This window comes from Nostoc sphaeroides (genome assembly GCF_003443655.1).
GTDB lineage: Bacteria > Cyanobacteriota > Cyanobacteriia > Cyanobacteriales > Nostocaceae > Nostoc > Nostoc sphaeroides.
The window spans coordinates 1,257,395-1,271,737 of the sequence record NZ_CP031941.1 but is presented as its reverse complement, the minus strand read 5'-3'; the positions used below and the strand labels follow the sequence as shown (position 1 = coordinate 1,271,737).

Annotated in this window: 7 protein-coding genes; 3 read left to right on the top strand and 4 right to left on the bottom strand. The window is 42.6% G+C overall.

Going from position 1 to position 14,343, the window contains the following annotated elements:
• Positions 1–377 precede the first annotated feature (377 nt).
• Entirely contained in the window at positions 378–6,104 is a 5,727-nt protein-coding gene (locus tag D1367_RS05925) for a translocation/assembly module TamB domain-containing protein (RefSeq protein ID WP_118164465.1), read from the top strand.
• A 42-nt stretch (positions 6,105–6,146) separates the two neighbouring features.
• Here the strand turns inward: D1367_RS05925 and D1367_RS33060 are convergent, their stop codons facing one another.
• Both D1367_RS33060 and D1367_RS05915 read right to left on the bottom strand, forming a co-directional pair.
• Positions 6,147–6,377 carry a hypothetical protein gene (locus D1367_RS33060; protein WP_118164461.1) on the bottom strand — a complete coding sequence of 77 codons (231 nt, stop codon included), beginning with the start codon at positions 6,375–6,377 and terminating at the stop codon, positions 6,147–6,149.
• A gap of 305 nt (positions 6,378–6,682) precedes the next feature.
• On the bottom strand, positions 6,683–7,612 hold the full coding sequence (locus tag D1367_RS05915) for a carbohydrate ABC transporter permease (protein ID WP_118164458.1): 930 nt from the start codon (positions 7,610–7,612) through the stop codon (positions 6,683–6,685).
• A 124-nt stretch (positions 7,613–7,736) separates the two neighbouring features.
• Here D1367_RS05915 and D1367_RS05910 point away from each other — a divergent pair, with 124 nt between their 5' ends.
• The gene (locus tag D1367_RS05910; protein WP_118164455.1) at positions 7,737–8,399 is read left to right on the top strand and encodes a GIY-YIG nuclease family protein; all 663 of its coding nucleotides are present in this window, start codon (positions 7,737–7,739) and stop codon (positions 8,397–8,399) included.
• Between the two features lie 439 nt (positions 8,400–8,838).
• The gene (locus D1367_RS05905) at positions 8,839–10,788 is read left to right on the top strand and encodes a serine hydrolase (RefSeq protein WP_220451008.1); all 1,950 of its coding nucleotides are present in this window, start codon (positions 8,839–8,841) and stop codon (positions 10,786–10,788) included.
• A 48-nt stretch (positions 10,789–10,836) separates the two neighbouring features.
• Here D1367_RS05905 and D1367_RS05900 read toward each other — a convergent pair whose 3' ends face one another.
• Both D1367_RS05900 and D1367_RS05895 read right to left on the bottom strand, forming a co-directional pair.
• Complete coding sequence (locus D1367_RS05900; RefSeq protein WP_118164451.1) at positions 10,837–11,619, bottom strand: ABC transporter ATP-binding protein; 783 nt, start codon at positions 11,617–11,619, stop codon at positions 10,837–10,839.
• 598 nt (positions 11,620–12,217) lie between these two features.
• Positions 12,218–13,996: a hypothetical protein gene (locus tag D1367_RS05895; protein WP_118164447.1), complete on the bottom strand. Its 1,779-nt coding sequence runs from the start codon at positions 13,994–13,996 to the stop codon at positions 12,218–12,220.
• Positions 13,997–14,343: the final 347 nt, after the last annotated feature.

The following is a 14,343-nucleotide window of genomic DNA, read 5'->3' as shown; positions in this document are numbered from 1 at the left end:
AGTGTCTACACTGTTGCCGCAACTGTCAGCTAATAAACCCAAGTCAGCACCGTTTTGAATAACTGCTTAAATACTAAAATACCTTATGGGTATTATTTAACACTTAGTGTAATCATCTGTCTTTTTTAAGGTTTATATTAAAGTTCTAGGTTGTGCCTCAGCGAAAGTCACAGGAACAATTTTCATTCTATTGGGATCAGATTTACCTGAAAACGCCAATATTATGAAGCATAAGTATTGGATTAAGCAAATACCGTAACTCAACCAATGAGGTCTTGGGTTTAGTTGGCGTATCCTGGAAATGGCATACTGAATCAGCGTGCCAGTTAATGCTTGTGTGTGCTAGCGACATCTGGCAATTAATAATGTAAAAGCAAATGACTAAATCTCCCAATCAAGATATTCCCTCACCGTGCCCGATCCGCAAGCGTCTATGGTTGCTGGTGTTGAGTCGGGGTAGCATTGCTTTGGGCGGACTTTTGCTGTTAGGAGTTATTGTCGGTATTTGCCGCTTGTGGACTTTTGTCCAAACAGAGTTAACGCCGTTGGCACAACAAAATCTCACTACTACACTCAACCGTCCGGTAAAATTGGGAAAAGTCACACAATTTTCGTTGACGGGAGTGCAGTTTGGGGCTTCAGCTATCCCAGCCACATCCACAGATCCAGATCGGGCCGCAGTTGAAGCTGTAGAGGTGGGTTTTGACCCTTTACAACTAATCTTTAACCGCCATTTAAAGCTAGATGTTACCTTAGTCAACCCAGATATTTACATTGAACAGGATAAACAAGGGCGCTGGGTTTCCACTAATATAGCGCCGTCGCGTGAAGGCGCCGCTATTAAAACCGATTTGGACAAATTGTGGTTTCGCAATGCCAAGCTGGCGTTGATGCCGCAGAATAGGGCAGGGGGAGCAGGGGGAGCAGGGGGAGCAGGGGGAGGAATATCTTCCACGTCTCCCTTATCTCCTGTGGGATTTTCTCAAATCAACGGTTCTGCCCAACTTTTGGCAAATAACCAGTTCATCAGGTTTGATGTGGGGGGGCTAGCAGACAGTGGTGGCAGTATTTCTATTCAGGGAGAGACGCGTTCTAGGGTGCTAGCAGGGGACTTTCAAGTGCGATCGCAAGACTTGCTAGCTGCGGATATTTCTAGGTTAATTAAGTTACCAGTGAACTTACAGGCGGGTCGAGCCAATGGCGACTTGTTAGTTAGGTTAACACCAAGACAACGGACTTTATTGTATGGCAGTGCTGTTGTCCAAGGCGTAACAGTTCAAATACCCAAAGTCCCGCAACTGTTGACTGATAGCCAAGGAAATCTTCGCTTCCAGGGAACGGAGTTGCAGCTAGATAATGTTACTACCAACTACGGCAAAATTCCGGTAGTGGCTACGGGAATCATCGACACTCAAGCAGGCTTTAAGTTGGCAGGGCGGGTAAATGCGGTAAGTTTGGTTAATGCCCAAGAGACTCTCAAGGTAAAACTACCTGTGCCGATCGCGGGACAAGTACAAGCTGATTTGCAGATTACTGGATCAACTACCCAACCAATTCTCTCAGGCACAGTTACCACAATTCAAACTGCTCGGATTGATAAAGTTGATTTTAATACCATCAGTAGTAAGTTTGAACTTGCGACTAGTTCCTCTTTAATTACCCTGAAAGATATTCAAGGTAAAGCTAAAGTTGGTGGTGATATCACTGGCGCTGGGACAATTCAACTCGGTAAAAATCCGCAACTGGATATAAATTTCGCTGCCAAGAATCTTCCAGGGGATGCGATCGCAAAAGTTTATGAAATAACACCCAACTTCCAAATCGGCAATATCTCAGGTACTGCCCAACTAACTGGCCCTCCCACCAATGCCCAAACTGCGGTACAATACCAGGCTCCTAACGGAACTTACCCAGGAACTGGTGAAGTTGCGATCGCTCCAAATCGCAATGTCTCTTTCCGCAATGTAGCTCTGAATGTAAGTGGTGGTACAGTCCAGGCAACTGGTAGTTACGCCAATCAGCGTTGGCAAGCTGTGGCTGTTGCCTCTGGGGTAAAATTGGAACCCTTTGTAGACAAAAGTCAACTGCAAAATGTCTCTTTGGCGGAAGCACAGTATAATGGTCGTCTCATTCTCTCAGGCAGCACAGCACCATTTAAAATTGCTACGATTCGCACTGATGGTGGAGGAGTTCAAATTGGTGGCGGCACAGTTGCAGTTTCTAATATCCAACTACAAGACCAAAGCTTTTCTGCTCAACTTGTAGCTAATGGTGTGCGGTTGGGACAAATATTAAAACAGTCTCCCCCAGCTTTAAATAACCCATTGGCGGGTACGTTCCAAATCGCAGGCAACAGAGATAATTTCAGCCTGAAAACCCTCCGTGGCAGTGGCGAGGGTCGTCTTGCGATTGGCGGTGGTACGGTTACAGCCTCTAATATTCAAGTAGCGAATGGTGTATATCAGGCGCAAGTTCAAGCAAATAATGTCCCTGTGCAGCAGTTGGCAACAGTACCAAAGCAGTTCCAGGGAGCCTTAACTGGTCAGTTCAACGTCGCGGGTTCTGTTGATTCTTTTAAGCTGCAAACTATTCAAGCCAACGGTCAAGCGCAGATAAATGTTGCGCGTGGGATTATTACAGCCTCTAATATTCAATTGGCGAATGGTGTATATCAGGCGCAAGTTCAAGCAAATAATGTCCCGTTGCAGCAGTTAGCAGCAGTACCACCGCAGTTTCGAGGGACGTTAACTGGTCAAGCAAACGTGGCGGGTTCTGTTGAGTCCTTCCAACCGCAAACTATCCAAGCTAGTGGTCAGGGACGGCTGAATCTTGCGGGTGGAACGATCGCAGCTTCTAATATCCAGTTGGCTAATGGTCGCTATCAAGCTGTAGTTAATGCTTCGGGTGTAGAATTAAATCGATTAAATCAGCAATTGCGGGGTCAGTTTGGCGGTCAGTTGCAATTAGCTGGCAGGTTTGGATCATCCAAATTAGCTGATGTGCGTGCTGCTGGACAGGTGCAATTATCCCAAGGTATCCCTGGTTTTGAGCAACCCCTGACGGCTGCGATCGCTTGGAGTGGTGAAAGGCTGACCATTGAACGAGCAACTGCTCCCGGTTTAAGTGTGACTGGTAACATCTTAGCCAATGCAAGAAAGGCAGGTATACCGGAAATTACTGCCTTAAATCTCAACGTCCAAGCGCAGAATTACAACTTAAAACAGTTACCGATCAATCTTCCTAATCAGGTTGCTGTGGCGGGAAGAGTAGATTTTAATGGACAAATCACTGGTAAGCTACCCTTGCCAAATGTGGTAGGGCAAATTAATTTACGAGACTTGGTTGTTCAAAATATTGCTTTTGAACCGTTGTTAACTGGAAACATCGATTCAGCACAGGGACGTGGGTTAAATTTGAACTTGGCGGGTAATAGCGATCGCCTCACCTTCAATTTAGATGCCAATAATCGCCCGAAATCCTTCTTAGTAAAATGGCAGCAAGCATCAGCTATAGGTAATGCTCAAGGGAATAATTGGACGCTCAAACTTGCAAATTTCCCTTTACAAATCTTGAATTTGACTCCACCAGCAATTACTAGATTGGGTACTGGTAAGATAACTGGCTTGTTAACTGGGGATTTGCTCTTTAATCAGGAGACATTGGCAGCTAAAGGGAATTTAGCGATCGCAAATCCGCAAATTGGCCGGCTTAAAGGCGATCGTTTAGCTGCTCAATTCCTCTACAGTGATGGGAAAGGCACAGTCACCAGTAGCGAATTTGTCAAAGGCAAAAGTAGCTACGCCTTTGTCGGTAGTTTTGCTCAAAGCCGTAAAGGCCCTCAACTACAAGGTAAACTGAACGTCAACCAGGGAGAGATCCAAGATGTTCTAACGGTAGCGCAGATATTTGATTTACAAAACTTGCCAGGTGGTTCAGCAGAAATCTACGGCACAGCAGAGGATCTAACGACCACCCCCCAAGGAACGCAAAATCAACCTTTATTAACTCAAATCCAACGATTTTCTGAAATTGAAGCTTTGGTAGAAGAACAGGAAGAAAAGCGACTTAATTCTACTCCTATACCAGATTTGGCAGACTTAAAGGGGACTTTCAACGGGGAAGTGGCTGTAAATACAGCTACAGCCAATGGATTATCAGTGGATTTTAATTTGAATGGGCAAGACTTTGCCTGGGGTAAAAAGGAAGAACGAAATCGTTATTATACTGCCGAAAAAGTGATTGCCGAAGGCAACTTTGAAAATGGTGTTTTGAGTTTGCGACCTTTACGGCTTGAATCTGCAAACAGGTTGATTGCTTTTACGGGTAACGTTGGCGGTGATGAACAATCTGGCCAGTTGCGGGTGAATAATTTGCCAGTACAAGTACTGAATAATTTTGTCAAACTACCAGTTGGAATCACAGGTAATCTTAACGGTACAGCAGCAATAGCCGGCAGTATTGCTAATCCCCAAGCTAGAGGGGAATTGCAAGTTACAGAAGGATTATTGAATCAGAACAAAATAGATTCTGCGATCGCAAGTTTCAGCTATGCCAACGGACGCTTAAACTTTAATAGTACCGTAGCAGTTGCTGGGCCAAAACCTGTTGATATTACTGGTAGCATCCCTTATAAATTGCCTTTTGCAACCGTTGCACCAGACAGCGATCAAATCAGTTTAGATGTGAAGTTAGAAAACGAGGGATTGGCACTGTTAAACGCATTGACTAATCAAGTGGTATTTGAAAAAGGTGAAGGAGAAGTAGACCTCAAGGTGCGCGGAACGTTGCAAAAACCCGAAGTAAATGGAATTGCTACTGTCAATAATGCTACTTTTTCAGCCCAGGCTTTGCCAGGTAAGTTGAGAAGTGTTACAGGTAGAGTGCTGTTTAATTTTGACAGCATCTTAGTAGAAAATCTTCAAGGTAGATTTAGCCGTGGGAAGGTAGAAGCTGCTGGAGAAATTCCCATTTTCAACAATGACAACGTGACTATCAACAATCCCCTGACTGTTAATCTCGATCAGCTGGCGTTGAATCTGAAGGGACTTTACCAGGGAGGTGCTAGTGGCAATTTACAGATTACTGGTTCTGCCCTTAACCCAGTAATTGGCGGTAGAGTAAATTTATTTGATGGTCAGGTATTGCTGGCAGAATCTACCAACACTGCTTCATCTGCAAATAGTGGTTTTGGGGTAGTACCCACAAAAGCCAATAAGCAGAGTAAACCTGAAATTGGGAATGGAACACAAAAGGCGTCGGCGGCGGCCTTGCCAGTAGGCATCGCTAGATTTAATAATCTAGATTTAGAACTCGGTAAAAACGTCCAAATTACCCGTCCACCTATTCTTAGTTTCCGCGCAACTGGTAAGCTCATAGTTAACGGCTCAATCAATCAGCCAATACCCGATGGTACTATCCGATTAGAACAAGGTGGGGTAAATTTATTTACTACCCAATTTAACCTTGCTCGTGGCTATACACACACCGCAACTTTTAGTACGTCTCAACCCCGCGACCCTAACTTAGATATTCGGCTATATGCCAAGGTATTGGATGTAACTCAAAGTAATGACTTCAGCCGAGTAAATACCACAGGTTTATCAGCCTTAGAGAGTGTTCGAGTCGAAGCCACTATCAACGGTCTAGCCAGCAAACTAAATGAAAATCTAGAACTAACAAGTAGTCCGTCACGTAGTCAAACCGAAATTGTGGCACTTTTAGGAGGTGGGTTTATAGACACCCAAGGACGAGGTGACAGTACTTTGGGTTTGATTAACATCGCAGGTTCGGCTGTGTTCAACAATTTTCAGTCAGCTTTTAACCAGATTGGGAGTAGCTTTGGCTTAAGTGAACTGCGGATATTTCCTACCGTTATTTCTGATAATCCCGAAGCTGGAAAAAGCAGTTCAACTTTGGAATTAGCAGCAGAAGCTGGGGTTGATATTTCTTCTAAAATCTCGGTTTCCAGCATCAAGATTTTGACAACAAATGACCCCTTCCAATGGGGTGTTAATTACCGGATAAACGATATGTTTCGTGTGCGTGCTTCCACTAACTTAACCGATGATAGTCGTGCAGTAGTGGAGTATCAAACACGGTTTTAAATCAATCTCCTCAATTACGAATTACGAATTACGAATTACGAATTACGAATTACTTCCTGTTCCCTCTTCTCCTTGCTTCTCAATAGCTTGTCTTACCTGTTCAACATTCAATTCTAATGCTTGGGCGATTTGCTCTATACTTAAATCAAACTTCAGCAGACGGGGTATAGTCCAATACGGTTCAGTTAAAGCCAAAAACCTTGATACACGTAGGTTGGGTTGAGGAACGAAACCCAACATTTGGCGGGTTTGTTGGGTTTCGCTGTCGCTCAACCCAACCTACAATTTTCCTTAACTGAACCGTATTGGGGTATAGTCTCCAGTTTTGTTTCTTCCTTTACTTCTTGGTAAAATTTAGTTTGTCTCCAATCAGTTAATCCAAACATCGCTTCCAACTCCTGTTGAGTTTTGTTTACAAATTTATAGATAAGCATTCTCTCTCCTAAAAGGAGAGAGATTTAGAGAGAGGTTTTCCAGATGACCTGAATTGTCAGAAGATCCCCCCAACCCCCCTTAATAAAGGGGGGCAAAAGCCATTCAAAGTCCCCAATTTTTAATATATTTAAATTAAGTTAATATCAGATTGTGATATTATCTCCGCCTTCTTGATTGATAACTAATCGCAAAATTGATAATCCTAAAATTATCAAAAATAGCACTAAACCAATTGTGCAAGCATAGCTGATTTCCAAGTTACCAAAAGCTTGCTCATATAGATAATAAACAATCGTTTTTGAGCTACTGAGTGGGCCGCCTTGGGTCATAATGTATACTTCTTCAAAGACTTTGGTGGCAGAAATAGCCGAAATCACCGCCACTAGTGCTAAATACGGCTTCATCAAAGGTATGGTAATATCCCAATGTTTGCTGATACCATCAGAACCATCGATCGCAGCAGCTTCGTAAACATCAGCAGGAATTGATTGCAACCCCGCCAAATAAATCACCATGTAGTAGCCTAGCCCCTTCCACACGGTGACAGCCATGACGCTGGCAAGAGAAATTGGTACAATACCAAAAATTTTTTCTGGGCTAGTTAACCAAGGAATACCTTCTGGAAAAAGACCCAAAGCTTTCAAAAACTGATTCAGTAATCCGTTTTCTGCATACAGCCATTTCCAAGCTATTCCCGCAACCACCATTGAAATTACCACTGGGGTGTAGTACGCTGCTCTAAACCAATTCATCCCCCGCAGTTTCTGATTTACCAAAATTGCCAGCACTAGGGGAGCAATTACTAAAATTGGGACTACACCCACAAGATATAAAAAAGTGTTTTCCAAGGTTTTCCAAAAAACTGCATCCTTCCAAAGCTTGAGGAAGTTGCCAAAACCTATCCATTGTGGCGGTTGGGCAATATCTTCGTAGCTGGTAAAGCTGAGGTAAAACGCTTGCAGTGCAGGCCAAAATACTGTTAACACCAAAAGAACTAAGGCGGGTAGTAAAAATAAATAAGGGGTCAGTCGTTGTTTGATGAATATCCAATTTTTAGGTGTTAATTGATTCATAGAAGGTCTAATAGTTGTTTTGGGTTTGTCAGCAAGAATTTGGGGATGTGAGTAGATTTAAGCTTCAATATTCTAAAGGGATATATTTGCGTAGCGCTAATTAATAACTCGGAGATAAACTGCGATGGAAACTCAACACAACCCGCCAATTGAACATCAAAATGTCCCCATAAACCACCGTGGACTGCATGAATTTTTGTATAGTTCTGACGACGAACACACCGCCACTGAGGTGAGTATAACCCCTGAACTGGCAAACGATGGTACTGAAATCATTGAGCTTGAGGCTTGGAGTGCAGCTGCTCAGAACGCTAAAATTGCAGGTGTTTATGCAGTATTAGACGCAGAACGCTGTACGCAATACATTGGCTATTCTCGGAATGTGTTGCTTTCTTTAAACGGTCATGTGAGCCAAAATGGTCAGCAAAAGTGTGCTTTTATACGTGTGCAAGGGTTCAAGTTCCCCAAGCGTCAAGAAATGGAAGATTTGCGCGATGCGTGGATAGCAGAACTTGAAAGTACACCACCTGGTAATGCAACTGAAAGCGATATGTGGGCTAGTACGGTAGGGGAAGCTGCGAAGGCGGTAATGTCAGAGGCGGAACGTCAAGCTTACGAGGAGAAAAAGCTAAAACTGCGAAAAGCAATGGCTGACACAAGCCTTTCTAAAGAGTTAGAAACAATAGATGCGAGTATAGCCGAACGTCAGCGTCAACTTGAAGCTGCTGTGACAAATGATGACTGGAGTATAATTATTAACGCACAGACACAAGAAACCAAGTCTTAGGATGAGTGTTGAGTCGTCTCGTTATTTCTCCACTTGGATACCCCATCTTGTCAAAGGATGGGGTATCCAAGTGTTTAGAGGATTTCTCACAACTCATTTAGGATTGCTATAGGAATCGTATTTGATTTTTGAAATTATCTACGTAGGCGGGGAGTGGGGAGTAGGGAATTAGGCTTTTCGAGTAGAACCCGAGCTTTTTCAGAATTTATCAGGATTTTTGCGAATTGGTATAACGCTTGCTTGTTCTTGGCGATCGTATGGTGTCAGGCATAACGCGCCTGGAAGTAATTATTACATTAGTATCTATGTGTTATCACAATTAAACAATTTCGGTTTATACACAAAAAATCTTAATCCAGTACTTATTGCATTAGAGTATTTTTTTTGACAAGTTAGCTTCATGACATAGACCTTTTAGGAATCAGGAGTATAGATGAATATGGATTTATCTTTAAAAAGCCGTCGTCGATTTATGCAATTGATGGGGATGAGTTCAACCGCAATCATCCTCAGTGATTTATTCCCAAATCAAGACTCAGTAGCGGTAGCAGCATCATCTGCATGGGTAGCGCGTCATAGATTGACTTCGGCAGAATATCAAAGTGAATTTAACAAATACACAGCCCTGGGTTTTCGTCCGGTACAGGTGAGTGGTTACGCTGTAGGAAATCAAGATTTTTATGCTGTACTTTTTGAAAAAACTGTCAATGCACCTGCATGGGTAGCGCGTCATAGATTGACTTCGGCAGAATATCAAAGTGAATTTAACAAATACACAGCCCAGGGTTTTCGTCCGGTGCAGGTGAGTGGCTACGGAGTAGGAAATCAAGATTTTTATGCTGTACTTTTTGAAAAAACTGCCAATCCACCTGCATGGGTAGCACGTCACAGGTTGACTTCAGCACAATATCAAAGCGAATTTAACAAATACACAGCCCTGGGTTTTCATCCTGTGGATATTAGTGCCTACACTGTGGGCAATCAAGATTTTTATGCTGTACTTTTTGAAAAATCAGCTAATGCACCAGCATGGGTAGCACGTCACGGGTTGACTTCAGCAGAATATCAAAGTGAATTTAACAAATACATAGCTCAAGGCTTCCGCTTAATTAAAGTTAGTGGCTACAGTCTCAACGGTCAAGATAGATATGCTGCACTCTGGGAAAAATCTGGTAGTGGGGCTTGGATAGCGCGTCATGGTATGAGTTCCCAAGCATATCAAGACGAATTTGAACGTAACTTTTATCAAGGCTACCGTCCTGTATGGGTCAATGGTTACACCGTCAATGGTGAAGACAGATATGCAGCCATCTGGGAAAGTCAAAACGGCTATAATTCTTTAGAATTGACAGCTATCGATCAAACTGTGGCGCAGTTTATGCAAGATTATGATGTTCCTGGTCTTTCTTTGGCTATTGCTCGTGATGGACGCTTAGTGTTAGCCAAAACCTACGGCTTGGCGGATAAATCTACAGGTGAAAGAGTTGCACCTCGCCACAGATTCCGCGTCGCCAGTGTATCGAAACCTATTACCGCGATCGCCATCATGAAACTGGTGGAACAAGGTAAGCTAAAGTTAAGCGATCGCATTTTCGGTAAAAGTGGAATTTTAGGCACTACCTACGGCACAACTCCCTATAAACCCAATGTCGATCAAATCACTGTGCAGCATTTACTTAGCCATTTAGGTGGTGGTTGGTCTAACAGTAGCAATGACCCGATGTTTTCTAATCCTTCAATGAATCAGACCCAATTAATTAGTTGGGTATTAAATAACCGTACCCTAGATAACGCACCGGGAACCAAATATGCGTACTCTAATTTTGGTTTCTGTGTTTTGGGGCGAGTGATTGAAAAGGTGACGGGGCAAACCTACGAAAATTACGTAAAAACTAATATCCTTCAACCATCCGGTGTCACCGATATGCAAATTAGTGGCGATACCCTAGCCGAGAAAAAAGCCAACGAAGTTACCTATTACGGTCAAGGTGGTGAAAACCCCTACGGTATGAAAGTGGCAAGAATGGATGCTCACGGTGGTTGGATTGCAAAACCGATTGATTTAGTACGTTTGTCTGTGCGGGTAGATGGTTTAAATGCCAAACCTGATATTCTTGGTGCTAGTACGCTTGCAACTATGTATAAAGGCTCAAGTGTGAACCCTCTTTACGCCAAGGGATGGTGTATAAGCTCCATTGGTGGCAACTATTGGCACAACGGCAGCTTACCAGGAGAACAGGCGTTTCTTGTCAATACTAGTGATGGTTTCTCTTGGGCAGTGTTAGTTAATACCCGCAGTCAAAAATCAGCCTTCAGTGGCGACCTCGACCAACTCATGTGGAAAATTAGAAATAAAGTCACCATTTGGCCATCCTTTGATTTGTTTTAGCGATTAGCTAGGATAATCTTATTGCTGCAATTTAATCACTAAATTAAGTCATGATGACACAGCAGAAATGGCACAAACTTGTAATCCAACTGGTGTTTGAATAATTACTGATTCTACACCAAATACTTGAGCGATCGCATTTGGTGTCAGAACTTCTTCAGGTGTACCAATTTCCCAAATATGACCCTGTTTTAATAATGCAATACGGGAACTATACCGGGCTGCTAAATTCAGTTCGTGTAAAACTGTGATAATAGTTAATCCCTGCTGCTGATTCAGTTCTTTAAGCAGTTCCAATAGTTGCAATTGATAGTTGATATCTAAAAAAGTTGTCGGTTCATCTAATAGTAAAACTTTTGGTTCTTGCGCTAATGCTAAAGCTAAAAAAGCCCTTTGCTTTTCACCACCTGAGAGTTGCTCGACTAAGCGATCGCTAAATTTTTCTAGTTGCGTCTTTTTAATTGCAGCTTCCACTTTGACCCAATCTTCGGCGGTTAATTCCCATTGCCACCAAGGTTGATGTGGCGTGCGTCCTAAACTTACTAATTGTCGCACTGTTAAGCCAACAGGAACGGTTTGTTGTTGCGGTAATAATGCCAGTTTCTGTGCAACTAGATTTGGGGGTTGAGAATGAATTGCTTTGCCATCAAGTAGCACTGTTCCCTGTTGTGGGGATAGAATACGACTCAGCAATTTGAGTAAAGTAGATTTACCTGAGCCATTAGCACCAACTAAACTCAACCACTCTCCTGTTTGCAGAGTGAGGTTAATATTTTGAACAATTGGTACTAAGGTGTAACCGCCTGTGAGGTTTTGTAGTTGGAGTGGCATTTCAGAAGTTCAAAAATGAGAAACTTAATTTTACAGCATTTGAGTCGATTATTTAGCATTCTTATACCCCAATACACTTGGCTTTGTGGAAAATTGTAGGTTGGGTTAAGCTTTAGCGTTACCCAACAAAGTCCCGAAATGTTGGGTTTCGTTCCTCAACCCAACCTACACATTTCAAGGTTTTTGGCGCTAACCCAAACGTATTGCCTTATATCCGGTTAAATTCAATTAGACACATTGATTTAGCTCGGCTTTATCCATTTAATCGAATTGCGATCGCTAGTATGTAAATTACTCAAATGAGAAAGCAATATGCCTTTTTACTTGCTGAATCTACTGAAATGAGAAAGCAATCTTATATTTTTAAAGAATGTGAATTAAAAATAGAAAAACAATAGCATTGTGTGTTTTTTTGATGAAATTAAAGGATGCTTGCAAAGTCGTATACAATAAACCTCTCTCAGAAGCGGCTAGGGTGTTACACAAGTCAAATTACCCCCCTTAATCCCCCCTTATAAAGGGGGGAAAAAAGAATCTAGTTCCCTCCCCAATATATCGGGGAGGGTTAGGGTGGGGTAAAACTGAACTCCTAACTTTTCTACCCGCCTAAAGTCCGCGTAAAAATTATCTGACTTCGGGAATCATAGAGAAAAAGAGACAGGCTAGCATTGTCACTAATTACAGCTAAGGCTTCTCGTAAGATTTGCAAGTGATTGGTAACGTCAACAGCAGTATCCGAATTCTTAGAATAAGGAGTAGCCAAGTTATTTTGCCTTATTTGGTCATACTCAGGGGTTAGCCGGACAATAATTCCTGCATTGTCTATGCTAAAGGTGCAAATCCGAATTCCATTAATACAGGTTTTATCCAAGTCAGTGCGAGTTTGTTGCAAACGACTAATAACTTGTACTTTTTCTTGTGCTTGTTTGAGGGCTGTTGAGTAGGGTTCAATGAGAGACTGAGCCTGAGTGTAGTACAAGCTATCTTGGGAAACTTTTTTAGCAGTTTGCAAAGCCTGATCCCAATATGTCGCTGCTGCTTGCCATTGGTTTTGTTGCTCATATACTTTGGCTTGCTTGGCAGTGCTAAGGGCTTGTTGGTAGGCTTTAACAGCTAATCGTTCTTTAGTAGTGCGATCGCGTGCTGCTACTAATTTAGGTTTATAATCTACCAACAGCTTTTCGGCTTCTTGGTATCCAGGGTTAGTTGGGGGAATGCTATTTAAGGCATTAATGGCCACCAGCCAAGTAGACTGCACCTTTTGCCAGTCATTCAAAGATTTAGCAGTAGCTTCTTGCTTCTCGGCAGCATTAGCTACAGCTTTTGCTGCCGTTAGTTTTTTTAGCCATTTTTCCTCCGTAACTATCTGCTGATTTACAGCGTGCAAACGGACACGATAATTAAGTAATTTTCCTTGCACCAGTCCATAGAGTTCACTATTGGAACTTATAGTTTCTAGTGGCGCTATAGCCTGTCGCCATAAGTGTTGCCTAGCTTGTAATTCCTCTAGGCTAGATGCAGGAGTTTGAACTTTTTCTGTCGCCAAAGATCCCGTCTCCAAAGCCTTGACCACCTGGCTGATTTTTTCTGACCGTCCAGACAAACTTGCTTTTAGTTCTTCTGATACCTGGTAACGAGGCGACCAACTAGGAATTGCATTCAAGGCTGCACTGGCTGCCGCAAGTTGTTGTTGTACAGTTATTAATTCTTTTTCAGACTTGGCGCGGCGCATCAGTTGCGGGGATTCTGTTTTTAATTGCTCGGCATTTTGGATTTCTTTACACTCAGACATCACACAAGGGCGAGTCAATAAGTAAGCACCACCGCCTAAGACTACAACTCCCACCAAAGCTGCACCCAGTAATATAGATTTGATTTGAGATGCTGGCTTTAAAGTCGGCAAATTCGGCGCATCTGCAAACGGGTCAAACAGTTCCTCCTCCTCACCCTCATCGATCGATGGAGAATAAGTAATAGCTGATGAAGAAAGGGTAGAAAAGTATTGCGCCCCTGCCTCCTCTGCTTCCTCTGCCTCCCCTGCCTCCCCTGCCTCCCCTGCTCCCCCTGCTCCCCCCGTCTGCTTCAGAGCCAAGAGACATTTCGCATAAGGGAGTTGTTCACCAAAAACTCTCAGGAAACATTGCGCTCGCTGCTCTCTATGGGGTGCTAGAGACAGAAGTACTTCCTCAATTAATGCAAAGATTATCTGAGTATCAACTATTACATCTGATTCGTGTTGCGTTAAAATCATTAGCTCGTCTTTATTGACGACACACTTAACCTCGAAGACTTCAGCCGTTGAGACTTCTACAAGCAATTGTTCTTGCAAAGTTTTGGCTAAAAGCTGTAAATGTTCCTGCTGGACTGCTACTTTCATAGAGCTTTCCCGCTTAATTTCTATATTGTTTTGATTATGTTTAAGAGAATGAAATGAACTTTTTAGGTTTGTTGAATGCAAATGCACAGTTTAACCAACCACACACTGAAAATCTGAACGACCAACGTTCTAACACACATTCGGATTTTTCACCAAAAATAAAAAAAGCAATTATTGTTCGCGCCGCTACATTTTCACGATACTAGATGGAAAATTAAATTATCTGTCTTTAGATATAAATTACAAATAAAAAATGGGAATAATAGAATTTTTGAGTATTTTAACTGCATTATTTCGGGACAATAAAATACACAGGAGCTAATGCTCTGGAAAATTCTAGTTGCACA